The sequence below is a fragment of the Rhodanobacter sp. FW102-FHT14D06 genome, from assembly GCF_043950705.1.
Classification (GTDB): Bacteria; Pseudomonadota; Gammaproteobacteria; order Xanthomonadales; family Rhodanobacteraceae; genus Rhodanobacter.
Map to the genome: position 1 here is coordinate 1,994,105 of NZ_CP170722.1, position 21,254 is coordinate 2,015,358.

The following is a 21,254-nucleotide window of genomic DNA, read 5'->3' on the forward strand; positions in this document are numbered from 1 at the left end:
GCCGTCAGCGCACGATCGTCACCGGCACGTGCGCGCGCGCCAGCACGTTGCCCGAAACCGAGCCCAGCAGCCAGCGCGCCAGTGCACCGCGTTCGGTGTGGCCGATCACGATGTGATCCACGCCGTGCTCGTCGACCTGGCTGAGCAGCACGTCGCCGGGGCTGCCGTGGGTCAGCTCGATGTCCACCAGCTGGGCCGAGTCCGGCACGATCGTGGCCAGTTCGGCCAGCAGTTCCTGCGCACGCTGGGTGCCGGAGTCGGCCATCATCAGCGCGCAGGCGTCGGCGCCGCCTTCGCTGACCTGCAGCACCCACACCACGCGCACGCGGCCGCCGGTGCAGCGGGCCAGCTCGACCGCGAACCGGAATGCCCGTTGCGACGCATCCGAGCCGTCGTAACCCACCAGGGAATACTTGATCATCTCGATCTCCTTGCGCTGCGAGGCCCACCCTACGGCGAGCGCACGCCGCGAGGCAACCGTCACGCCGCGGTGCGCCTGCAGATGAACGGTGGTTCATGACCCTGCACGCGATTGTCACGCCGCGATGCACACGATTCGCACGTCGTTGCCGCAGCGCAACGAGCGGGCGGCCGCCGTGGCCAGAGTTCGGTGCCGCCTTCCATCCCTGCATTACAAGGAGCAAAGTCCATGATCAAGTCCACCTTTGGAATGGCCGCCCTGGTGCTGGCCTGCGCCGGCGCGATGACCGTGCTGCCGGCCGGCAACGCCCATGCCGCCGACGCCAGCGTGAAATGCGACATGGTCTACAACCTGTCCGGCTGGTCGTTGCTGTACAAGCACGCCGAAGGCACCGGCAGCGTCACCTGTGACAACGGCCAGCACGCCAACGTCAAGATCACCGTGGTCGGCGGCGGTCTCACCGCGGGCAAGTACCGCATCAACAACGGCAAGGGCGAGATCAGCAACGTGCACGGCATCGCCGATGTCTTTGGCGACTACGCCCAGGCCGGCGCCGAGGCCGGCGTGGTGAAGAGCTCGCAGGCGCAGGTGCTGACCAAGGGCACCGTCTCGCTGGCGCTGGCCGGTACCGGCGAGGGCGTCAACCTGGGCGTCTCGGTGGGCAAGTTCACCATCAGTCGTCCCTGATCGTTTCCGCCAGGAAAGCCGCGAGGGCGCCCGTCGGGCGCCTTCGTCTTTTCAGCGGCGCTACACTGCGCAGGTCGCCCCGTTTTTCGTCGTGGAGAAACCGCCATGCGCCGCCTCGCCCGCCTCGTCATCCTGTCGCTGTTGTGCGCATTCGCGGCTCCGGTGTTTGCCGCCGGCCCGCAGGTCGGCCAGGCCGCCCCGGCGTTTCGCCTGCAGGACCAGGCCGGCCATTGGCGCAGCCCGGCCGACTACCACGGCCACTGGCTGGTGCTGTACTTCTATCCCAAGGATTTCACCCCCGGCTGCACCACCGAGGTATGCACTTTCCGCGACGACATCGCCAAGCTGCGCCAGGCCGGTGCCGACGTGGTCGGCGTGAGCCTGGATGACGTCAAGTCCCACGCCGAGTTCGCCGAGAAATACCACGTGCCATTCCCGCTGCTGTCCGACGCCGAGCGCACGGTCGCCACCGCCTATGGCGTGCTGACCTCGCGCATGGGCATGCACTACGCCAGGCGCACCACCTTCCTGATCGATCCGCAGGGCCACATCGCCAAGGTCTACACCGACGTCGACCCGGAGAAGAACTCCGCCCAGGTGCTGGCCGACCTGGCCACGCTGAAGGCGGCATCCTGATGCCGGTGGCGATGCGCGCGGAGCCGCTGTCGCGCGGTCGCCGGTTCATGCTGTGGCGTGTGCTGGTGTGGCTGTTGCTGCTGCTGGCGGCGTTCGGTTGCGTGCAGTATCTCAGCCACGCGCAACTGCTGTGGAGCCAGCGCCACGCCTACGCCGCCGACAGCGCCGCCCTGCGCACGCTGCACCGGCTGCTGGCCTGGGATATCGCCTACCTGCTGGCCGCTTTCACGTTGATCGTGCTGTGCGCCGGCTGCATCCTGCGCCAGGCCTGGGCGCGCCCGGCGATGCGCGTGGCCGCCGCGGTACTGGCGCTGTGGATGCTGGCCAGCGGCGGCGCCATGCTGGCGCAATGGCCGCAGCTGCTGCAGGCCAGCCGCGACGCCCTGGGCCAACTGCACGACCAGGCCGCCCTGCAACAAGCCGTGCTGCACGCGCGCCGCAGCTACCTGCTGGCGCTGGTGCTGAAAGGCCTCGCCGTGCCGGTGCTGCTGTGGCTGAGCTGGCGGCTAGGCACGCCGGCGGTGCGCATGCAGTTTCACGCGCGGCGCTGAGAAGTCCGGCTGCGCAAAAGCCACGGAAGCATCTTCGGGCGAAACAGGCTGCCCGACAGCCAGGGGGAGAAACAATGAAGCGCTGCATGCTTGTCTTGTGCTGCATGATGTTGGCTGGCGTGGCCTTTGCGAACGGGCGCGACGACCTGCGCGACCGCGTGCAGGCGAGCATGCTGGTCACCGGCACGATCGAAGTCGCGCCGGACGGCAGTGTCGTGACATACACGGTCGATCACCCGGACAAGCTGCCACCGGTGGTGAAGGACTTGCTTGCCAGGGCCGTCCCGGCGTGGAGGTTCGAACCGGTGACGCGTGACGGCAAGGCGGTCGGAGCCAAGGCACCGATGGGGCTGCGCGTCGTGGCGAAGCCGGTGGGTCATGGCGGCTACGCCCTTGCCGTGGCCAGCAGCTGGTTCGGGCATTTGAACGACGAAGGCAGGCACGAGGCCGCGGCGGACGACTTCACGTACAAGCATCGGTTGTCGGTCGCGTACCCTTCCGATGCGGCGAGCGCCGGCGTATCCGGCACGGTGTATGCGCTGCTGAAAGTGGGCCGCGACGGCAAGGTCATCGACGCGGCGGCGGAGCAGGTGAATCTCCGCATTCGTGCCAGCGAGAGGGACATGGCGACATGGCGGAAAAAGCTGGCGGATGCTGCCTTGCGTGCCCTGCGACGCTACACATTCCATGTCCCCACGACGGGCCCGGATGCCGCCGAACCTTATTGGCTGGCCCGCGTCCCCGTGGATTTCGCCCTCCATGGATTCCATGCGCCGAAAGTTGCGCGGAAAGCGGATTACGGCCAATGGCAGCCCTACGTCCCGGGCCCGCTGCAGGAGCCGGACTGGGCCGACAAGCGCCGTCTCGCGGGGAGCCCGGATGCCACGCCCGAGGATGGGTCGCTGCTCGCCGACATGTCATTGCACCTGCTTGCACCGCTCGGTGGCAGCTGACCCGTTGCGCGGCGTGCGAGGCGTGCTGGCGAAGGCGCCTGAGCGGCGCGGTATTCCGTTCAGCACGGGTTGGCGGGTAGCTCGGTATCCATGCAGGTTGTCGTTTAAGGAAGATTGCCGATGCGCGTCCTGCTTTCAGCAGTGATCGCTGCCGCCGTGCTGGCGGCGATGCCCGTGCAGGCGCAGGACCTGGCGGCGACCTGCCACGCCAGCAGCAGCTATGACGTGACCCTGCAGCCGCAAGGCGTGCTGTTCGACCGCTCCACGCCGGCGCCGACGCGGGTGGAGCTGCACGACGGCAGCCTGCGCACGGATGGCGTGGCGGTGGTGTTGACGCCGCCGCAGCAGGATCGGCTCAGCGTGTTCCAGCGCGACCTGCAGGCGCTGGCGCCGCGGGTCCGCCAGGTGGCGCAGAGCGGCGTGGACATGGCGGCGCAGGCGTTGCGCGAGGAAGTGGCCGGGCTGGGCTTGGCGGCGGCGACCCGGGCCGAGTTCGACCGCCGGCTGGCCGCGCACGCGAGCGAACTGAAACAGCGCATCGCGCGCAGCCAGAGCACGCACGACTGGCAAGGCGACCTGATCCAGCAGTATGCCAACCAGGTCAGCGCCGACCTGATGCCGCTGGTCGCCGGCGATCTCGGCCAGCAGGCGATCGACGCGGCGCTGGCCGGCGACCTGCAGAGCGCGGCAGACCTGCGCGATCGCGCCGGTTCATTGGTCACCACCTTGCAGCCGCGCCTGCAGCAACGCATGCAGGCGCTGCGTCCGCAGATCGAGGCGCTGTGTCCGTCGATCCAGCGCCTGGCGCGGTTGCAGCAAGGCTTGCACGACGCGCACGGCCAGCCGTTGAACCTGCTGCATGTGGACGCGACCTCCGGCGCATCGGCGGCGGCGCCGGCGGATTGAATCGCCGCGCCGGCTTGCCCGTCGCGTGTCGCCACGTGAAGATGGACGTCCTTCATCGCAGGCTTCGGGCGAGGTGCGCATGGCCGTGCAACCGCGGGACGTTCTTGATTTCTGGTTCGACCTGGCGCATGCCGCGCACTGGTTTGCGAAGGATACCGCGTTCGACGAGCAGATCCGTCGACGCTTTGCCGTAGCGGCCGACGACGCCGCGCAGGGGCGCCTCGATGCGTGGGCCAGCAACCCCGCTGACTGGCTGGCGCTGCTGATCCTGCTCGACCAGTTTCCGCGCAATCTCCATCGCGGCGATGCGCGGGCCTGGGCGGCCGACGTCAAGGCGCAGCGCATTGCCTTGTCGGGCCTGGCCGGCGGTTTCGATCAGGCACTGCCGCCGCTGCAGCGGGTGTTCGCCTACCTGCCACTGGAGCACGCCGAGGACATGGGCTTGCAGCAGCGCGCGGTGACCTTGTTCGAGGCGCTGCACGCGCAGGCGCCCGTCGCGGAGCGCGCCCGCTTTGCCGAATTCCTGGACTATGCTCGGCGCCATCGCGAGGTGATCGCGCGCTTCGGCCGCTTTCCGCATCGCAATGCCGTGCTGGGCCGCGACAGCACGGCCGCGGAACGGGAGTATCTGGCGCAACCGGGCGCAGGCTTCTGACCGATCTGCGCGAGCACAACCTCCATCACCGACCAGGGAGCAGGTCATGCGCAAGATTCTCATCGTTGTCCTCGGGTTCGCCCTCGGCACGGCCGCGCAGGCGTCCAGCACCTTGCGCGTCGGCAGCCAGGTGCTGGTGGCTGGCGACAGCCAGGAGCGGGTGGTCGAGCTGCTGGGCAAGCCCTCCTCGAAAGTGCATCCGCATCGCGCGCGACACTCGCGCCGGCGCGTGCAAGTGCTGGAGCGCACCGACGGCGGCGAGCGCTGGCGCTATCGGCGCGAGGGTCACATCACCGTGGTCACGATCGTGGATGGCCGCGTGGTCGACATCGACGACCGCAAACTCTGACGCGACGAGTCGCAAGCGTTTCCCTGATGGCCGATTTGCTAGGCTGTCGCGGCCTTGTCGCAACGAGTCGATGTCATGCACGATTTTCTGGAGCAACTGCTGGGCAGCACGCTTTCCGAGGGCGTCATCCAGGCCGGGCTGAACCTGCTGGTGGCACTGGTGATCCTGCTGGTCGGGATCTGGCTGGCGGCGCGGCTGGCCAATTTCAGCCAGCGCGCGCTGCAGCGCGCCGCGGTCGACGTCACGCTGGCCGGTTTCCTGCGCAACCTGATCTACGGCGTGCTGGTGGCGGTGCTGATCGTGATGGCGCTGACCAAGGCCGGCGTGCCCTCGGCACCGCTGGTGGCGGCGCTCGGCGCCGGCGGGCTGGCGATCGGCCTGGCCCTGCAGGGCTCGCTGAGCAACCTCGCGTGGGGCGTGCTGCTGGTGGTGTTCCGGCCGTTCCGCGTCGGTGACTACGTCAGTGCCGGTGGCACCGAAGGCACGGTGCAGAGCATCAACCTGATGCATACCCTTGTTCTGTTGCCGGACAACCGCGAGGCCACCTTGCCGAACGCGAAGATCGGCAGCGACGTCATCGTCAATTTCAACCGGCGCGGCACGCGGCGTTTCGAACTCAAGCTCGGCATCGGCCATCGCGACGATACCGACCAGGTGATGGCAGGGATCGTGCGCCTGCTCGAAGCGGACGCGCGCGTCCTGAAGGACCCCGCGCCGGGCGTGTGGATCGACAGCCTGGCCGGCCAGACGGTGAACCTGGTGGTGCGCGGCTGGACCTCGAGCGCCGACGGCTGGAACACGCAAACCGACCTGCTGCGTGCGATCAAGCGGCAGATCGACGCCGGCCAGATCAGCATCCCGACCGCGCCGCTGGATGTCCGGCTGATGGGCGATGCGGCGGCGTCCGCGCGGGACTGAGCGCGGACGCTACTGCAGCGTCACCGCACGCCGGTTGTCACTGGAGACCTTGTCGATCAGCTTGTTGTACGGGTCGATGCCGGCCACCGCGGGCTTGCCGTCGACGGTGACGGTGACGGTGCTGTCGCCGTCACCGACCATCCGTTTCTCCAGGTACAGCGGCTTGCCTTCGATGCCGGCGCCTGCGGGCGCGGCGAACACGCCGACCTCGATCGGGAAGTCGATCTTCCCGCGGGTTTCCTTGCCCTTGCCGTCGACGTGGATCTTGCCGGCGTGCAGCTTCATGGTCACCTCGTACTTGCCGTCGGGCAGTTTCTTCGCGGTGGCGTCGGTCATGCGGTTGTCGAACAGGGTGATCTTCCAGAAGAAGTCGCCCAGCATCGGCTGCCACGTCGGGCCGAGGTACTTGCCCAGCGCGTCGACGAAGATCTTCGAGGTCACGTAGGGCGGCTGCTGGAAGCCGTAGTCGACGAGGAACTGCTTGAGGAAGGCGTCGAGCCTGTCCTCACCCACGTAGTCCTGCAGCGCGTAGAAGATCAGCGAGCCCTTGCGGTAGTGGATGTAGGGCTGGTTCTCCACCTTGGCCAGCGGCTCCTCGGCCACCTTCTCCGTGGCGCGTCCGGTGAGGTACATGTCCAGCTCGTACTTGAGGAACTTGCGCATGTGGTCGGCGCCGTACTTGTGCTTGAGCACCATCAGCGAGCTGTACTGCGACAGCGATTCGCTGAGCATGGTCGAGCCCTGCATGTCGGCGCCGATCACCCGGTGCGCCCACCACTGGTGCGCGATCTCGTGCGCGGTGACGTCATAGACGTAGTCGATGCGGCTCTTGTCGCGCAGGTCGGCGATGAATCCGATGGATTCGGAGAACGGAATGGTGTTGGCGAAACTCTGCGCGAACGCCATGTAGCCCGGGAACTCCAGGATGCGCAGCTGCTTGAACTGGTACGGCGTGTAGTGGCTGTCGTAGTAGGCAAGCGAATCGCGCGCGCTCTCCAGCATGCGGTCCACGTTGAAGGCATGCGCGGGGTCGTGATAGACCGACACCTTCACCCCGCCGACATCTTCGCTCTTCACGGCATAGCGCGCGGAAAGATAGGCGAAAAAGTTCAGCATCGGCTGCTGCATCACGTAATGGAAGTAGCGGCGATCGCCCTGCACCCACTCCTTCTGCAGCGTGCCCGGCGCCAGCGCGATCTGGTCGGCGGCCGTCGACACCGTGGTGTCGAAGCTGATCCAGTCGGCGTCGTGGCTGATGTAGGTGTTGGCGCGCGCGGCCTGGTCGCCCAGCGGCGGCATGCGCGGCACGTCGAGCCTGAGGCCGTACTTCCTGCGGTCATTGCGGTCGGTGAGCTGGAACCGACTCTGGTAGCCGAACTGGGGCAGCGTCTGGTTGTTGAAGAAGGTGCCGTTGTGCACCAGGAAGGTTTCGCCCGAGTCGTTGGTGAAGCCCCTGGGTGCGTAGTCGAGGGTGAAGTCGAAGGACATCGACGCGCCCGGCGCCAGCGGCGTCCTGAGCCGGTAGATGGTCACATTGAGGCGCTTGTCCTGCTTCACCGTGTCGTGCGGCGCGAAGTCCAGCGTCGTGGGCGCGAAGCCGTCGGCATGGTTCACGAACAGCTCGGTCACCGGTACCGCGAGCTTGTTGGTGAGGGTGTAGTGCCCGCGGATGAGCAGCTTGCGCTGGTAGGGGTAGATGTCCACGTCGGCCTTGACTGCCGTGATGCGCGGCTGCGGCATCGTGGCGTATTCCGCATAGCGCTTTTCGTAGTCGGCCTGTTCGCGTTTCTGCTCCGTGCTGCTGGTGTAGGTGTTGAGCACGTGGGTGTTGTAGTAGATGAAGCCGCCCAGCCCGGCGAAGCCGAGCAGCGACAACGTCAGCACCGCGGCCAGCGCCGGGTTCGCCCGCGCGCGCGCCTCGCGCAGGCGGCCGCGCCAGCCGGCACCGGTGCCGCGCACCCACAGCAGCGCGGCGAGCACCAGCAGGGCCAGCGCCAGGCAGCCCCAGTACGCGTTGAACCACAGCGCGCCGACGATGAAATGGCCGAAGCCGTTCATGTCCGAGTACGGCACGCTGGGCGCGCTGCCGTAGTTGTAGAGGTTGTCTTCCCAATGCAGCAGGCTGAAAGCCAGTGAGCTGACCAGCCACAGGATGCTGAGCAGATACGCGGCGAACTTGTGGTTGCAGACCACCTGCAGGAACAGCGCCAGCGCCGCCACCAGCACGAACGGGATCGCGTACAACCCCAGCATGCGCAGATACAGCCACGGTTCGATATGCGTGTAGCCGTGGGCGAGTTGCCAGCCCATACCGACCAGGGCGCCGGCAAGAAGCATCAAGACGATCACCGCAAGCAGCGCGCCGAGCTTCGCCAGCATCGCCACCCAGTCGGGCGCGGGGAAGGCGTCGCTCACTCCGGCCATGCCGTGCGTGCGTTCGCGCCACACCAGTTCGCCGGCGTAGAAGATCACCACGATCATCAGCGACAGGCTGAAACTGCCGTTGATGGTGGCGAGCACCTGGTGGGTGACCGGCCATACCGGCGTGCCGTAGACCAGGCCGGCCGTCGACAGCGAGACGAACATCACCGCCAGCGCCAGCAGCAGCAACACCAGGAACGCGGCGCCGCGCAGCACGCCCAGCGTGTCGAACACGAACTGTGCACGCAGCTGCGCCAGTCGTGCGCGACGGTCGTTGCCGATGGAAACTTTCGGCAACGCGAGCGCGCTGCTGCCGGCCTGCGGGCGCAGCATCGGCGGCTCCGCGCGTTTCTTGCGCCGCGGCAGCTTCAGGCCTTCGCGGTCGGTGCGGAACAGCGCGAACGCGGCCACCAGCAGCAGCGCCGACACCGCCAGCCACAGCAGGCGGTTGAACAGCAGCACGCCATCCAGCGCGGGCAGCAGGTGGTTGGTCTGCTCGGCCGTCCAGTAGCGGGTGACCAGGCCAACGGTGCGCCCGCCGAAGGGATCGAGCATCGCCGCGAGCCAGCGGTTGTCGAGGTCGCGGCTGAGTGCGCCGACGATGCCTTGCAGCACGAAGTAGGCGATCACGCCGATGTAGCTGGCCAGCAGCGAGCGCGTGACCGTGGCCAGCAGGAACAGCAACGCGGCGATGAACAGCAGATTGGGCAGCACCAGCACGCCGAAGCCCCAGGCGTAGCCGCGCCAGTCGGGCGCGCCCATGCGCGCGGCGTCCACCCACGGCATCGCGCCGCCCAGCGCAATGGCCAGCGCGCAGGCGGCGAGGATCGCCACCAGCACCAGGTAGCCGGCCAGGAAGCGCCCGCCGAGGAAGGCCTTGCGGCTCATCGGCGTGGCGAACAGCAGCTCCGCCGTGTTCTGCTCGAAATCGCGCGTGGCGGCGGCGGCGATGAACACCACCACCAGCAGGATGCTGAACACCGTCATCACGTCGAGCAGGCGCGCGATCACCAGTGGCGCGTTGCGCGTCACGTTGCCGGTGGCGCCGGCCACCACGATGGCATCGGTGCTGGCCAGTGCGAAGGCGATGCCCACGGCGGCGGCGAGGATGACCCAGAACAGCGGCGCCCTGAGCTGCTGGCGCCATTCGAAGCGGAGGATTTCGAGCAACATGGCTTCCTTCCCGATGGGCGACGTCAGGCGGCGCGCGCGGTGGCCTGCGCGCGCAGGCGGCCGAAGTAGACGTCTTCCAGGTCCGGCGCCACCGGTTCGAAGCCCGCTTCGGGCCGCTCGTCGGCGAGCACGTGCAGCAGGGTGCGCCCCGCGGCGAGGCGCGTGGAGAGGATGTTCATGCGCGCGCGGTAGCCGTCCAGCTCGGCCTTGTCGATGCTGCGCCGCCAGACCCTGCCCTCCAGCGCACGGATCGCCTCGTACGGTTCGCCGGTCAGCAGCACCTGGCCCTGGCCGATGATCGCCATGCGCGAGCACAGGTCGGTGACGTCCTCCACGATGTGGGTGGACAGGATCACCACCATCCGCTCGCCCAGCTCGGCGAGCAGGTTGAGGAAGCGGTTGCGTTCTTCCGGATCGAGGCCCGCGGTGGGCTCGTCGACGATGATCAGGCGCGGTTCGCCGATCAGCGCCTGGGCAATGCCGAAGCGCTGGCGCATGCCGCCGGAGTAGGTGCCGAGCTTGCGCTTGCGCACGTCCCACAGATTGACCTGGCGCAGCAGCGCCTCGACCAGCTCGCGCCGCTCGCCCTTCACGGTGACGCCCTTGAGCACGGCGAAGTGCTCCAGCATGGCCTCGGCCGAGACTTTCGGATACACGCCGAACTCCTGCGGCAGATAGCCAAGCAGGCGGCGGGTGGCCTGCTTGTCGGCGAGCAGGTCCATGCCGTCCAGCGTGATGGTGCCTTCGTCCGGGTCCTGCAGCGTGGCGATGGTGCGCATCAGCGAGGACTTGCCCGCGCCGTTGGGACCGAGCAGGCCGAACATGCCGGCCGGGATGTCCAGCGACACGCCGCGCAGCGCCCGGACGCCATTGGCGTAGGTCTTGGAAAGGTCACGCAGGATCAGCATCGAGAAGGTTCCTGTGCCGCGTGCTGCGGCTTGTCATGGCATCAGGGTAGGGCACGAACGCGAACGCCGCGCCCGCTCAAGGTAATGCATACGCCTGCGAATGGAAGGTGCCGTTGGTATGGCCCGGCATGGCGCCGCCCGGGCGCACCGCGCGCGCCTTGGTTATGATTGACGTCTTGACTGGCGCCGCGCCATCCCCGAGCGCCGCACCAAAAGCCTTGCAGGAGTCATCATGGCCGACCTCAAAGAAGCCCGCGTCCCCGACATCGGCCACGACGGCGTGCCCGTCATCGAAGTACTGGTCAAGGCCGGCGACAGGGTCGAGAAGGACCAGAGCCTGGTCACGCTTGAATCGGACAAGGCCACGATGGAAGTGCCCGCGCCGTTCGCCGGCACCATCAAGGAGATGAAGCTCAAGGTGGGCGACGAGGTTTCCGAGGGCGCGGTGATCGCCCTCATCGAAGCCGACGGCGCAGCCGCCGAAGCGCCTGCCGCCAAGCCCGCCGCCGCAGCGCCGGCGCCGGTGGCTCCCGCGCCTGCCCCGGCCCCCGCCGAACCGAAGCCCGCCCCCGTCGCCGCCCCGGCCGCCCAGCCGGGCCACGCGCCCGAAGGCGACGTGTCGCCGCAGGCGCGCCCGCCGATGGATGCCAGCATCGTGATGCCCGGCGACGCGCCGTACGCCAGTCCCGCCGTGCGCGCCTTCGCGCGCGAGCTGGGCGTGGACATCCGCCAGGTCAAGGGCAGCGGCCGTGGTGGGCGCATCCAGCGCGACGATGTCAGCGGCTATGTCAAGCATGCGCTGGCCTCCGGCGCGCGGCCGTCGAGCGGGGCCAGCGCTGCGGTCGGCGGCCTCAGCCTGCTGCCGTGGCCGAAGGTCGACTTCGCCAAGTTCGGCGCGATCGAGGAGAAGCCGCTGTCGCGCATCCAGAAGATCTCCGGCGCGAACCTGGCGCGCAACTGGGCGATGATCCCGCACGTCACCCAGCACGAGGACGCCGACATCACCGAGATGGAGGTGTTCCGCAAGCAGCTCGGCGCCGAGAACAAAGACCTCAAGATCAGCCCGCTGGTGTTCCAGATCAAGGCGGTGGTGGCTGCGCTGAAGGCGTTCCCGCAATTCAACGCCTCGCTCGACGAGTCGGGCGAGAAGCTGATCCTGAAGAAGTACTTCCACATCGGCATCGCGGTGGACACGCCCGACGGCCTGGTGGTGCCGGTGATCCGCGATTGCGACAAGAAGGGCCTGCTCGACCTGGCCCGCGACCTGGCCGAGATCTCGAAGAAGGCGCGCGACAAGAAGCTCGGCCCGGCCGAGATGTCCGGCGGCTGCTTCTCGATAAGCTCGCTCGGCGGCATCGGCGGCACCTACTTCACGCCGATCGTCAACGCGCCGGAAGTGGCCATCCTCGGCGTCTCCAAGTCGGTGACCAAGCCGGTGTGGAACGGCAAGGAATTCGCGCCGCGGCTGATCCTGCCGCTGTCGCTGTCGTACGACCATCGGGTGATCGACGGCGCGCTCGCCGCGCGCTTCGCCAGCTTCCTCGCCAATCAGCTCGGCGACATCCGCCGGCTGCTGCTCTGACGGGGGCGATGACCATGGCGAACACGATCGAGATCAAGGTTCCCGACATCGGCGGCCACGACAGCGTGCCGGTGATCGAAGTGCTGGTGAAAGTCGGCGACACGGTGGCGACGGAACAGAGCCTGATCACGCTGGAGTCGGACAAGGCGACCATGGAGATTCCTTCCAGCGCCGCCGGCGTGATCAGGGAGCTGAAGCTCAAGGTGGGCGACGAGGTTTCCGAGGGTGCGGTGATCGCCGTATTGGAAACCGACGGCGCAGCCGTCTCGCCGTCCCCCTCTCCCGCTTCGGGAGAGGGCAGGGGTGAGGGTGCGGGGTCGCCGGGCAGCCCCAACGAAGAAGCGACCAAGAGCAGCCAGCCTCCTGCGAGCACCCGCCCCTCACCTCAATCTTCTCTCCAGGGGAGAGAGGAAGCGAAGGCGCCGCAGGCGGCAGCGGCATCGTCCAAGCCCGCCGACATCGAGTGTCAGCTGGTCGTGCTCGGCTCCGGCCCCGGCGGCTACTCGGCAGCGTTCCGCGCCGCCGACCTCGGCGTCGACACCGTGCTGGTGGAGCGCTATGGCACGCTCGGCGGCGTCTGCCTCAACGTGGGCTGCATCCCGTCCAAGGCACTGCTGCATGCCGCCGCGGTGATCGACGAGGCCGCGGCGATGGCCGCGCACGGCGTCAGCTTCGGCGCACCGAAGATCGACCTCGACAAGCTGCGCAGCTTCAAGAGCAAGGTGGTCGGCCAGCTCACCGGCGGCCTCGCCACGATGGCGAAGCAGCGCAAGGTGCGCACGCTCGTGGGCACCGGCATGTTCGTGTCGCCGCACGAGATGGAAGTCCAGACGGCCGAAGGCACGAAGCTGATCCGCTTCGAGCACGCGATCATCGCCGCCGGTTCGCAGTCGGTGAAGCTGCCGGCGTTCCCGTGGGACGACGAGCGCGTGGTGGATTCCACCGGCGCGCTGGAACTCAAGGACGTGCCGAAGAACCTGCTGGTCGTCGGCGGCGGCATCATCGGCCTGGAAATGGCCACGGTGTACTCGGCGCTGGGCAGCGCGGTGACCGTGGTTGAGTTCATGGACCAGCTGATCCCCGGCGCCGACGCCGACCTGATCAGGCCGCTGGCCAAGCGGCTGGGCAGCAGGCTCAAGGGCGTGCACCTGAAGACCAAAGTGGTCAGCGCCAAGGCGACGAAGAAGGGCATCGAGGTCGGCTACGAGGGCGACAGCATCCCCGAGACCACGCTGTTCGACCGCGTGCTGGTCGCGGTGGGCCGCTCGCCGAACGGCAACAAGATCGGTGCGGACAAGGCCGGCGTGGCGGTGAGCGAGCGCGGCTTCATCAACGTCGACACGCAGATGCGCACCAACGTGCCGCACATCTACGCCATCGGTGACCTGGTCGGCCAGCCGATGCTGGCGCACAAGGCCACCCACGAGGCGCACGTCGCGGCGCAGGCCGTGGCCGGGCAGAAGAGCCACTTCGACGCGCGGGTGATCCCGTCGGTCGCCTACACCGACCCGGAAATCGCCTGGGTCGGCGTGACCGAGCGCGAGGCGAAGGAGAAGGGCCTGAAGGTCGGCGTCGGCAAGTTCCCGTGGGGCGCCTCGGGCCGTGCCATCGGCATCGACCGCACCGAGGGTTTCACCAAGCTGATCTTCGACGAAGACACCCACCGCATCGTCGGCGCCGGCATCGTCGGCGTGCACGCAGGCGACCTGATCTCCGAGCTGGCGCTGGCGATCGAGATGGGTGCCGAGGCGGCCGACATCGCGCTCACCATCCATCCGCATCCCACTCTGGGCGAGTCGGTCGGCATGGCGGCGGAAGTCTACGAAGGCACCATCACCGACCTGTACCTGCCGAAGAAGAAGTAGGCAGGGCGGTGGCGGAAAGCGGAAGCCCGGGGTGATCCGGGTTTTTCCGCGGGCAGATCCGAAGGTAGCGCGAGCGCCGGGCGCTCAAGGCAGCGAGGCCGCCATGTCATTGAAGGTATGCGTCGCCGGCGCCACGGGATGGGCCGGCTCCGAACTCGCCCGTGGCATCGCCGCGGCCGGGGACCTGGCACTGCTGAGCGCGGTGTCGCGTCGCCATGCCGGGCAGCTGCTCGGTGACGTGCTGGGCGAACCGCGGCTGGCGGCGCCGGTGTTCGCCACGACCACCGAGGCACTGGCGCAACCCTGCGACGTGTTCGTCGAGTACACCCATCCGGACAGCGCCAAGGCGAACATCCTCGCTGCGCTGGAGCAGGGCGCGCACGTGGTGGTGGGCACCTCGGGCCTCACCGACGCGGATTACGCGCAGATCGACGCGCTGGCGCGCGAGCGGCGGCGCGGCGTGCTGGCCTGCGGCAACTTCGCGCTGACTGCGGTGCTGCTGATCAAGTTTGCCGAGATGGCGGCCAAGCTGATCCCGCAGTGGGAACTCATCGACTACGCCGGCGCCGGCAAGCCGGACGCGCCCAGCGGCACCGTGCGCGAGCTGGCCACACGCATGGGCAAGGTGCGCCAGCCGCAGCTGGAGGTGCCGCTGGAGCGGACGGTCGGCCTGCGCGAGACGCGTGGCGGCACGCTGGCCGGCAGCCAGGTGCACGCGTTGCGCCTGCCCGGTTTCGTGCTCGGCGCCGAGGCGATCTTCGGCCTGCCGGACCAGACCCTGACGATCCGCCACAACGCCGGCGGCAGCGCCAAGCCCTACGTGGACGGCGCGCTGCTGGCGATCCGCAAGGTGCCCGGCCTGCTCGGCCTGCACCGCGGGCTGGACGCCGTGCTGGATCTGTAGGAGCCCGCTGGCGGGCGATGCTTTTACGTCACGCGACGAAGAGCATCGCCCGCCAGCAGGCTCCTGCAAGCCGGGTGGAAGGGCATCGTGGCCGGCTCAGTTTGGCCGCTTCCCTATCTGCCGCTGCCATAGTCCCAGCAGCCACGACGCGCCGAGGCAGCCGCCCAGCGCCAGCAGCCAGTGCGTGGCCGGGGCGTGCGGGGCCGGCAGCAGCGCCGCGAACGAGGGCAGCCAGGTGCCGCCGTAGATCGCCACCACCGCGCCCGCGGCCACGGCCAGGGCAATCGCCAGCGCCAGCGTCAGCAGGGATTCGACCGAGCGACCGGCGGGACCGGCCGCGACCCGCGCAGCCAGCTGTCGCGCGAAATCCGCCGGCAGCGCGTCCGGCAACGGTTCGCGCAGGGTGCGCGCGAGCAGGCGGTAGCGTCGGCTGCGCGCATCGTCGCCGGTGGAGTCGAGCTGCAGGCGCTCGCGCCGCATGGCGTTTTCCTGCGCCAGCCATTCGCGCTCCTGCGCGGCGTCGTCGAAGGGCGGGATGTGGTCGTCGATGTGCTGGATCATGCTGCAACTCCGGTCCGTGTTTCGAGCGCACCGCGCAGGCGCAGGCGCGAGCGGAACAGGTGGCTCTTGATGGTGCCGTTGGCCAGTCCTGTCATCCGGGCGATCTCCGGAATGGTGGCCTCTTCGAGGTAGTACAGGGTCAGCAGCGTGCGCTGCAGGGGCGGCAACTGCTCGATCGCGGCGTGCAGGTGCCGCGCCGTTTCCTCATCCGCGCAGGCCGCCTCCAGGTCGAAGCCGTCGCCGATGTTTTCCACCAGCGCGTAGTCGTCGCTGTCGTCGCTGGGCTCGACCAGCGCAATGCGCTTGTGCTGCAGGTGGCGCAGCGCGATGGTGTACGCGACGCGGCCGATCCAGGATTTCAGCGCGCTCTCGCCGCGGTACTGGTGCAGGCACTGGTGCACGCGCAGGAAAGTGTCCTGGCACAGCTCGCGCGCGTCCTCCGGGTTGCGCACCATGCGCTGGATGATGTGCCAGCACAGTCCCTGGTGTTCGCGCACGAGGCGTTCGAACGCGCCCGGCCGGTTGGCCAGCACGGCGTCGACCAGCTCGCGGTCGGGGCTGCTGCGGATGTCATCCATGGGCAATGGATACGTGCCGGCGGGAAACGGTTGCGGCGATCTTGCTGCAACCGTCCGGTGAAAGCCCGTATCCAAGGTCACGAAGGTCCACCATCCGCCACCGAGGAGTCACCCCATGAATTTCGAAGCCCTGATCCCGATCAGCCTGTTCGTCTGCATTGCCTATGCCATCAAGGTCGTGGTCGACGCGCGGGTGCGCCAGCGCATGGTCGCCGCCGGTGGTTCGGCGGATCTGGTCGACTCGGTGCTGCGCGACGAGGAGCTGCGCCGGCGCCATTCCTCGTTGCGCTGGGGCATCGTGCTGGTCGCGCTGGCGCTCGGCTTCGGCCTGATCCAGTGGTTCGGCTGGCAGGACGTCACCCCCGGCATGGTCGCCGTGCTGGCCGGCGCCACCGGCCTGGGCAACCTGGCGTTCTTCGCGATCTCGCGCAAGCTCGCCTGAAGCTGGTTCAATGGCGGGCATCGCCGCGCTGTCGGCATGCCCGCATGAGCCGGTCGCGTGAACGAACAACTGCTGTTCAACCTGGTGGACCTGGCCGGCACGTTCGCGTTCGCGATCAGCGGCGCGACCGCAGCCAGGCGCGGCAACCTCGATCTGTTCGGCATCCTGGCAATCGCCTTCATCACCGCGTGCGGCGGCGGCATCGTGCGCGACCTGTGCATCGGCGCGATCCCGCCGGCCGGCCTGTCGGACTGGCGCTACCTGTTCACCGCCGTGGTCGCCGCGCTGCTGACCATCGTGGCCTATCCGTGGGTGGAGCGGCTGACCTATCCGGTGCGGCTGTTCGATGCGATGGGGCTGGGCCTGTTCGCGGTGTATGGCGCGCACAAGGCGCTGGCGTACGGCAACAACGCCGAGGTCGCGATCCTGCTCGGCATCGTCACCGCGGTCGGCGGCGGCATGGCGCGCGACGTGCTGCTGACCCGCGTGTCGATCGTGCTGCAGCGGGAGATCTACGCTTCGGCGGCGCTGATCGGCGCCGCACTGACGGTGCTTGGCGAACATCTCCACTGGCCGGCGGTGTGGGCGACCTGGCTGCCGATCCTGGTGTGCTTCGGCCTGCGCTTCCTGTCGCTGCGCCTGCACTGGAACCTGCCGCGCTTCGGACGCAGCAAGCCGCACTGACGTGCCGCTCTTCCTCCCGTGCGCGACACGCACTGCCATTGGTCACCTTTGCCCGGTTGGCATCGCATGCTAGTTTTCCGGATTCGGGCGGGGAGCCCGTCATTCCAGGGAACTGCTACATGACTGCAGCGAGCGTGCGCATCGAGTCCGTCACCAAGCGTTTTTCCGGGCACACGGCGGTGAACCGCCTGTCCATGGAAATCCCCGGCGGCGGCATCTTCGGGCTGCTTGGCCCCAACGGCGCCGGCAAGTCCACCACGATCCGCCTGATCATGGGCATCCTGGAGCCGGACGAAGGCAGGATCGTGCTGTTCGACTCGCCGCACAACAGCCGCGCGCTGTCCCAGCGCATCGGCTATCTGCCGGAAGAGCGCGGGCTGTACAAGAAGATGAAGGTGCTCGACCACCTGATCTTCCTGGGCGAGACCAAGGGCATCGGCCGCGCCGACGCGCGCAAGCGCGCGCAGGCCTGGCTGGAGCGGCTCGGCGTCAGCGACTGGGCGCAGAAGAAGGTCGAGGACCTGTCCAAGGGCATGCAGCAGAAGGTGCAGTTCGCCGGCGCGCTGCTGCACGAGCCCGAGCTGGTGATCCTCGACGAACCGTTCTCCGGCCTCGACCCGGTCAATGCGCAGGTGATGAAGGACATCGTGGTGGCGATCGCCGCCGAGGGCCGCACCGTGCTGTTCTCCACCCACGTGATGGAGCAGGCCGAGCGCATGTGCGACCGCATCGCGATCATCGCGCGCGGCGAGATGGTGGTGAACGGCACGGTGGCGCAGGTCAAGGAGGATTTCGGCGGGCGCCACGTGGCGCTGGGCTTCACCCACGACAAGGCGCGCGCCGCGAACATCCTGGCCGATCGCGCGCTGATCGCCCGCGTCGACGATTATGGTGCCTCCGCCGAGCTGCAGATGGCCGATGGCGCCGACCCCGAACAACTGCTCGCGGCGCTGGTGCGCGAAGGCGTCGGCCTGCGCCGGTTCGAGGTGGTCGAACCGTCATTGCATGCCATTTTCATCGCCAAGGTCGGCGCCGAAGCCGCCACCGCCCACGCCGGAGTCGCCGCATGAAGAAGATCATTGCCGTTGTCCGCCGCGAGTTCGTCGAACGCGTGCGCACCAAGGCGTTCGTGATTTCCACCGTGCTGCTGCCGGTGTTCATGGTGGCGATGGTGCTGTTGCCCGCGCTGATGATGAGCGGCGGCGACCGCACCAGCCGCGTGGCGCTGGTGGACGCCTCCACCACGAATCTCGGCCAGCGCGTCAGCCAGGCACTCGGGTCGGAAAAGATCGGCAAGGGAGCCGACGCCAAATCGCGCTACACCGTGCAGGTGTTTCCGGCTACCGGCGATGATCTTGCCAAGGTGCGCGACGGGCTGATCGCCGAGACCGGTTTTTCCAGCAGCAAGAAGAAGGATGGCTGGAACGGCGTGCTGGTGCTCACCGACGAGACGCTGGCCACCGGCAAGCTTGCCTACTACGGCGGCAATGTCGGTTCGCTGGAAGCCATGAGCAAGTTGCAGCGCGTGGTGTCGAGTGCGCTGACCGGCGTGCGCCTGGCCAAGTCCGGCGTGGATACGGCTCTGCTCAAGGAGGCGATGAAGCCGGCCGACATGGACACCACCAAGGTCACCGACGGCAAGCAGACCGGCCAGAGCGGCACCGAGTCGTACCTGATCGCGTACTTCATGGGCTTCATCCTGTACATCGCGATCCTGATCTACGGCCAGCAGACGATGACCTCGGTGATCGAGGAAAAGACCTCGCGCATCATGGAGGTGCTGACCTCGTCGCTGACCCCGTTCCAGATGCTGCTGGGCAAGGTGCTCGGCGTGGGCCTGGCCGGGCTGGCGCAGATGGGGATCTGGGGCGGCACCGCGCTGGTGCTCAGCAGCCAGCGGTTGCCGCTGGCCGGCATGTTCGGCATGAGCGCCGATGCGGCGCAGAGCTTCCCGATCCCGAGCATGCCGCCGGGGTTGCTGGTGGTGTTCCTGCTGTATTTCGCGCTGGGTTTCATGCTCTACGGCGCGCTGTACGCGGCGATCGGCGCGATGTGCAACACGATCCAGGAGACCCAGCAGTACGCGATCTTCGTCACCGTGTTCATCATCGTGGGCTTCTTCGCGGTGTTCGCCCTGATCAAGGACCCGACCGGTCCGCTTGGCGTGACGATGTCCTACGTCCCGTTCTTCGCGCCGTTCACGATGCCCGTGCGCTGGTCGCTGACCTCGGTGCCGCCCATGGAACTGGTGTTGTCGCTGACGCTGATGGTGCTCGCCCTGCTGGCCTGCGTGTGGCTGGCCGCGCGGATCTACCGCACCGGCATCCTGATGTACGGCAAGAAGCCGTCGTGGGGCGAGCTGTGGCGCTGGATCAGGGCGTGATGCGGGTTCAGATGCGGTAGGCGACGGTCTTCATCAGCATCGAGCTCACGTGCATCAACTGCGGCAGGGGAAATGGCAGCTCGATGCCGCCACGCTGCTGCGCGGCTTCGGCGTGGCGGATCTCGTCGGCCTGCATGGTGGTCAGCACCGCGCGCGAGCGCGCATCCTGCGGCGGCAGCTTTTCCAGGTGTTCGGCCAGGTGGGTTTCCACCTGACGTTCGGTTTCCACCACGAAACCGAGGCTGAGCGGGTCGCCGGCCAGTGCGGCGGCGGCACCGATGGCATAGCTGCCGGCGTACCACAGGGGATTGAGCAGGCTGGGGCGGCTGTGCAGTTGCTGCAGGCGTTCGGCGCACCAGGCCAGGTGGTCGGTCTCCTCGCTCGCGGCGTGCAGCAGGTGTTCGCGGTTGTCGGCGTCGCGCGCCAGCGCGGCCTGGCCCACGTAGAGCGCCTGGGCGCAGACCTCGCCGGTGTGGTTGACCCGCATCAGGCCGGCGGCGTGGCGGCGCTCGGTCTCGTCCAGGTCCGACTCGGCGATGCCGGCGGCGGGCGAGGGGCGTGTGGCGGGCGGCGTGCCCGCGATCGCTTCCAGGGCGCGTTCGCCGGCCATCAGCAGGCGATCGAGGCGGCTCAGGTGACGGATGCTCATGGTCTTCCAGGCGGCGGGCAGGGGCGGGACTTCTCAAGCCCGCCGGCGTTCATGCTATCATTGCCGACTCACAGCTCGCCGGCCGGTGGGCTTGCGCCCTGGATGACAGCTCCGCTATCATCTTGCGCCTTTGTTCCACCGAAGCATGCTTCCCATCATGGGTACCGCCTCCCGGCGGTCGACAGGTATTTGAAATGAAAACGTTCAGCGCCAATGCCGACAACGTCAAGCGCGACTGGTTCGTGGTCGATGCCACGGACAAGACGCTCGGTCGCCTGTCGACCGAGATCGCCCGTCGTCTGCGCGGCAAGCACAAGCCGGAATACACCCCGCATTGCGACACCGGCGATTATATCGTCGTGGTCAATGCCCAGAAGGTGCATGTCACCGGCGCCAAGCTGGACGACAAGATGTACCACCGCTTCACCGGCTACGTCGGCAACCTGAAGACCATGAGCCTGAAGGACCTGCTGGCGACCCACCCGGAGCGCGTGATCGAGATCGCCGTCAAGGGCATGCTGCCGAAGAACCCGCTGGGCCGCGAGATGTACCGCAAGCTCAAGGTGTACGGCGGCGCCGAACATCCGCATACCGCACAGCAGCCGCAGGCGCTGGAGATCTAAGGAAATGAGCATGACGACCCAGCAGAATTACGGCACTGGCCGCCGCAAGACCTCCGCCGCCCGCGTGTTCCTGCGCAAGGGCAGCGGCGCCATCGAAGTCAACGGCAAGTCGCTCGAGCAGTTCTTCGGTCGCGAGACCTCCTGCATGATCGTGCGCCAGCCGCTGGAACTGACCGAGAGCACCGGCAAGTTCGACATCAAGGTGACGGTCGCCGGTGGCGGCATCACCGGCCAGGCCGGCGCGATCCGCCTGGGCATCGCCCGCGCGCTGGTCGAGTACGACGAAAGCCTGAAGTCGCCGCTGCGCAAGGCCGGTTTCGTGACCCGCGACGCCCGCGAGGTCGAGCGCAAGAAGATCGGCCTGCACAAGGCCCGTCGTGCGACCCAGTTCTCCAAGCGCTAAAC

23 protein-coding genes are annotated in these 21,254 nt (G+C 68.0%); 17 read left to right on the forward strand and 6 right to left on the reverse strand.

Annotated elements, in window-relative coordinates; genetic code table 11:
- Positions 1–4: 4 nt before the first annotated feature.
- Entirely contained in the window at positions 5–421 is a 417-nt protein-coding gene (locus ACFCQI_RS08975; RefSeq protein WP_395121100.1) for a universal stress protein, read from the reverse strand.
- Positions 422–649: 228 nt separating this feature from the next.
- On the opposite strand from ACFCQI_RS08975, the gene ACFCQI_RS08980 reads away from it, so the two are divergent.
- The 8 genes from ACFCQI_RS08980 to ACFCQI_RS09015 all read left to right on the forward strand — a co-directional run bounded on the left by ACFCQI_RS08980 (position 650) and on the right by ACFCQI_RS09015 (position 6,076).
- Complete coding sequence (locus ACFCQI_RS08980; protein WP_395121102.1) at positions 650–1,108, forward strand: hypothetical protein; 459 nt, start codon at positions 650–652, stop codon at positions 1,106–1,108.
- A 105-nt stretch (positions 1,109–1,213) separates the two neighbouring features.
- The gene (locus ACFCQI_RS08985) at positions 1,214–1,744 is read left to right on the forward strand and encodes a peroxiredoxin (protein WP_395121104.1); all 531 of its coding nucleotides are present in this window, start codon (positions 1,214–1,216) and stop codon (positions 1,742–1,744) included.
- Positions 1,744–2,295, forward strand: a complete 552-nt coding sequence (locus tag ACFCQI_RS08990; RefSeq protein ID WP_395121105.1) for a hypothetical protein — start codon at positions 1,744–1,746, stop codon at positions 2,293–2,295. Before ACFCQI_RS08985 ends, ACFCQI_RS08990 begins: the two co-directional genes overlap by 1 nt.
- Before the next feature lie 86 nt (positions 2,296–2,381).
- Entirely contained in the window at positions 2,382–3,248 is an 867-nt protein-coding gene (locus tag ACFCQI_RS08995; protein WP_395121106.1) for an energy transducer TonB, read from the forward strand.
- 120 nt (positions 3,249–3,368) lie between these two features.
- Complete coding sequence (locus ACFCQI_RS09000; protein WP_395121108.1) at positions 3,369–4,154, forward strand: DUF2884 family protein; 786 nt, start codon at positions 3,369–3,371, stop codon at positions 4,152–4,154.
- Positions 4,155–4,233: 79 nt separating this feature from the next.
- Positions 4,234–4,809, forward strand: coding sequence for a DUF924 family protein (locus ACFCQI_RS09005; protein WP_395121110.1), 576 nt, complete (start codon positions 4,234–4,236; stop codon positions 4,807–4,809).
- Between the two features lie 46 nt (positions 4,810–4,855).
- Positions 4,856–5,158, forward strand: coding sequence for a hypothetical protein (locus tag ACFCQI_RS09010; protein WP_395121112.1), 303 nt, complete (start codon positions 4,856–4,858; stop codon positions 5,156–5,158).
- A gap of 75 nt (positions 5,159–5,233) precedes the next feature.
- A complete protein-coding gene (locus tag ACFCQI_RS09015) occupies positions 5,234–6,076 on the forward strand; it encodes a mechanosensitive ion channel family protein (protein WP_395121114.1) in 843 nt (280 codons plus the stop codon).
- 9 nt (positions 6,077–6,085) lie between these two features.
- Here ACFCQI_RS09015 and ACFCQI_RS09020 read toward each other — a convergent pair whose 3' ends face one another.
- Both ACFCQI_RS09020 and ACFCQI_RS09025 read right to left on the reverse strand, forming a co-directional pair.
- Positions 6,086–9,670: an ABC transporter permease/M1 family aminopeptidase gene (locus ACFCQI_RS09020; RefSeq protein ID WP_395121116.1), complete on the reverse strand. Its 3,585-nt coding sequence runs from the start codon at positions 9,668–9,670 to the stop codon at positions 6,086–6,088.
- A 23-nt stretch (positions 9,671–9,693) separates the two neighbouring features.
- On the reverse strand, positions 9,694–10,578 hold the full coding sequence (locus tag ACFCQI_RS09025; RefSeq protein WP_395121118.1) for an ABC transporter ATP-binding protein: 885 nt from the start codon (positions 10,576–10,578) through the stop codon (positions 9,694–9,696).
- A gap of 232 nt (positions 10,579–10,810) precedes the next feature.
- Here ACFCQI_RS09025 and aceF point away from each other — a divergent pair, with 232 nt between their 5' ends.
- The 3 genes from aceF to dapB all read left to right on the forward strand — a co-directional run bounded on the left by aceF (position 10,811) and on the right by dapB (position 14,929).
- On the forward strand, positions 10,811–12,160 hold the full coding sequence (gene aceF, locus ACFCQI_RS09030; RefSeq protein WP_395121120.1) for a dihydrolipoyllysine-residue acetyltransferase: 1,350 nt from the start codon (positions 10,811–10,813) through the stop codon (positions 12,158–12,160).
- Between the two features lie 14 nt (positions 12,161–12,174).
- Positions 12,175–14,025, forward strand: a complete 1,851-nt coding sequence (gene lpdA, locus ACFCQI_RS09035; RefSeq protein WP_395121121.1) for a dihydrolipoyl dehydrogenase — start codon at positions 12,175–12,177, stop codon at positions 14,023–14,025.
- 103 nt (positions 14,026–14,128) lie between these two features.
- Positions 14,129–14,929, forward strand: a complete 801-nt coding sequence (gene dapB / locus ACFCQI_RS09040; protein ID WP_395121123.1) for a 4-hydroxy-tetrahydrodipicolinate reductase — start codon at positions 14,129–14,131, stop codon at positions 14,927–14,929.
- 96 nt (positions 14,930–15,025) lie between these two features.
- Here dapB and ACFCQI_RS09045 read toward each other — a convergent pair whose 3' ends face one another.
- Both ACFCQI_RS09045 and ACFCQI_RS09050 read right to left on the reverse strand, forming a co-directional pair.
- Positions 15,026–15,490, reverse strand: coding sequence for a hypothetical protein (locus ACFCQI_RS09045; RefSeq protein ID WP_395121125.1), 465 nt, complete (start codon positions 15,488–15,490; stop codon positions 15,026–15,028).
- Positions 15,487–16,068: an RNA polymerase sigma factor gene (locus ACFCQI_RS09050; RefSeq protein ID WP_395121126.1), complete on the reverse strand. Its 582-nt coding sequence runs from the start codon at positions 16,066–16,068 to the stop codon at positions 15,487–15,489. The genes ACFCQI_RS09045 and ACFCQI_RS09050 overlap by 4 nt, the downstream gene beginning before the upstream one ends.
- Before the next feature lie 115 nt (positions 16,069–16,183).
- Here ACFCQI_RS09050 and ACFCQI_RS09055 point away from each other — a divergent pair, with 115 nt between their 5' ends.
- The 4 genes from ACFCQI_RS09055 to ACFCQI_RS09070 all read left to right on the forward strand — a co-directional run bounded on the left by ACFCQI_RS09055 (position 16,184) and on the right by ACFCQI_RS09070 (position 19,577).
- Positions 16,184–16,510 (forward strand): hypothetical protein, encoded by a 327-nt coding sequence (locus ACFCQI_RS09055; protein WP_395121128.1) that lies wholly within the window; start codon positions 16,184–16,186, stop codon positions 16,508–16,510.
- 57 nt (positions 16,511–16,567) lie between these two features.
- Entirely contained in the window at positions 16,568–17,194 is a 627-nt protein-coding gene (locus ACFCQI_RS09060) for a trimeric intracellular cation channel family protein (protein WP_395121129.1), read from the forward strand.
- A gap of 119 nt (positions 17,195–17,313) precedes the next feature.
- Positions 17,314–18,264, forward strand: a complete 951-nt coding sequence (locus ACFCQI_RS09065) for an ABC transporter ATP-binding protein (protein WP_395121131.1) — start codon at positions 17,314–17,316, stop codon at positions 18,262–18,264.
- Positions 18,261–19,577 carry an ABC transporter permease gene (locus ACFCQI_RS09070; RefSeq protein WP_136257288.1) on the forward strand — a complete coding sequence of 439 codons (1,317 nt, stop codon included), beginning with the start codon at positions 18,261–18,263 and terminating at the stop codon, positions 19,575–19,577. Before ACFCQI_RS09065 ends, ACFCQI_RS09070 begins: the two co-directional genes overlap by 4 nt.
- A gap of 7 nt (positions 19,578–19,584) precedes the next feature.
- On the opposite strand, the gene coq7 is transcribed toward ACFCQI_RS09070, so the two are convergent.
- Complete coding sequence (gene coq7 / locus ACFCQI_RS09075) at positions 19,585–20,226, reverse strand: 2-polyprenyl-3-methyl-6-methoxy-1,4-benzoquinone monooxygenase (protein ID WP_395121133.1); 642 nt, start codon at positions 20,224–20,226, stop codon at positions 19,585–19,587.
- A gap of 194 nt (positions 20,227–20,420) precedes the next feature.
- Between coq7 and rplM the strand changes: the two genes are divergently transcribed.
- Positions 20,421–20,849, forward strand: a complete 429-nt coding sequence (gene rplM, locus ACFCQI_RS09080; protein ID WP_136258848.1) for a 50S ribosomal protein L13 — start codon at positions 20,421–20,423, stop codon at positions 20,847–20,849.
- 10 nt (positions 20,850–20,859) lie between these two features.
- Positions 20,860–21,252: a 30S ribosomal protein S9 gene (gene rpsI, locus ACFCQI_RS09085; protein WP_136258847.1), complete on the forward strand. Its 393-nt coding sequence runs from the start codon at positions 20,860–20,862 to the stop codon at positions 21,250–21,252.
- Positions 21,253–21,254 lie beyond the last annotated feature (2 nt).

What these genes read in the sequence shown, in the direction of transcription:
- ACFCQI_RS08975 (WP_395121100.1), bottom strand. Translation starts at nt 421, where the DNA reads ATGATCAAGTATTCCCTGGTGGGTTACGACGGCTCGGATGCGTCGCAA.
- ACFCQI_RS08980 (WP_395121102.1), top strand. Translation starts at nt 650, where the DNA reads ATGATCAAGTCCACCTTTGGAATGGCCGCCCTGGTGCTGGCCTGCGCC.
- ACFCQI_RS08985 (WP_395121104.1), top strand. Translation starts at nt 1,214, where the DNA reads ATGCGCCGCCTCGCCCGCCTCGTCATCCTGTCGCTGTTGTGCGCATTC.
- ACFCQI_RS08990 (WP_395121105.1), top strand. Translation starts at nt 1,744, where the DNA reads ATGCCGGTGGCGATGCGCGCGGAGCCGCTGTCGCGCGGTCGCCGGTTC.
- ACFCQI_RS08995 (WP_395121106.1), top strand. Translation starts at nt 2,382, where the DNA reads ATGCTTGTCTTGTGCTGCATGATGTTGGCTGGCGTGGCCTTTGCGAAC.
- ACFCQI_RS09000 (WP_395121108.1), top strand. Translation starts at nt 3,369, where the DNA reads ATGCGCGTCCTGCTTTCAGCAGTGATCGCTGCCGCCGTGCTGGCGGCG.
- ACFCQI_RS09005 (WP_395121110.1), top strand. Translation starts at nt 4,234, where the DNA reads ATGGCCGTGCAACCGCGGGACGTTCTTGATTTCTGGTTCGACCTGGCG.
- ACFCQI_RS09010 (WP_395121112.1), top strand. Translation starts at nt 4,856, where the DNA reads ATGCGCAAGATTCTCATCGTTGTCCTCGGGTTCGCCCTCGGCACGGCC.
- ACFCQI_RS09015 (WP_395121114.1), top strand. Translation starts at nt 5,234, where the DNA reads ATGCACGATTTTCTGGAGCAACTGCTGGGCAGCACGCTTTCCGAGGGC.
- ACFCQI_RS09020 (WP_395121116.1), bottom strand. Translation starts at nt 9,670, where the DNA reads ATGTTGCTCGAAATCCTCCGCTTCGAATGGCGCCAGCAGCTCAGGGCG.
- ACFCQI_RS09025 (WP_395121118.1), bottom strand. Translation starts at nt 10,578, where the DNA reads ATGCTGATCCTGCGTGACCTTTCCAAGACCTACGCCAATGGCGTCCGG.
- aceF (WP_395121120.1), top strand. Translation starts at nt 10,811, where the DNA reads ATGGCCGACCTCAAAGAAGCCCGCGTCCCCGACATCGGCCACGACGGC.
- lpdA (WP_395121121.1), top strand. Translation starts at nt 12,175, where the DNA reads ATGGCGAACACGATCGAGATCAAGGTTCCCGACATCGGCGGCCACGAC.
- dapB (WP_395121123.1), top strand. Translation starts at nt 14,129, where the DNA reads ATGTCATTGAAGGTATGCGTCGCCGGCGCCACGGGATGGGCCGGCTCC.
- ACFCQI_RS09045 (WP_395121125.1), bottom strand. Translation starts at nt 15,490, where the DNA reads ATGATCCAGCACATCGACGACCACATCCCGCCCTTCGACGACGCCGCG.
- ACFCQI_RS09050 (WP_395121126.1), bottom strand. Translation starts at nt 16,068, where the DNA reads ATGGATGACATCCGCAGCAGCCCCGACCGCGAGCTGGTCGACGCCGTG.
- ACFCQI_RS09055 (WP_395121128.1), top strand. Translation starts at nt 16,184, where the DNA reads ATGAATTTCGAAGCCCTGATCCCGATCAGCCTGTTCGTCTGCATTGCC.
- ACFCQI_RS09065 (WP_395121131.1), top strand. Translation starts at nt 17,314, where the DNA reads ATGACTGCAGCGAGCGTGCGCATCGAGTCCGTCACCAAGCGTTTTTCC.
- ACFCQI_RS09070 (WP_136257288.1), top strand. Translation starts at nt 18,261, where the DNA reads ATGAAGAAGATCATTGCCGTTGTCCGCCGCGAGTTCGTCGAACGCGTG.
- coq7 (WP_395121133.1), bottom strand. Translation starts at nt 20,226, where the DNA reads ATGAGCATCCGTCACCTGAGCCGCCTCGATCGCCTGCTGATGGCCGGC.
- rplM (WP_136258848.1), top strand. Translation starts at nt 20,421, where the DNA reads ATGAAAACGTTCAGCGCCAATGCCGACAACGTCAAGCGCGACTGGTTC.
- rpsI (WP_136258847.1), top strand. Translation starts at nt 20,860, where the DNA reads ATGACGACCCAGCAGAATTACGGCACTGGCCGCCGCAAGACCTCCGCC.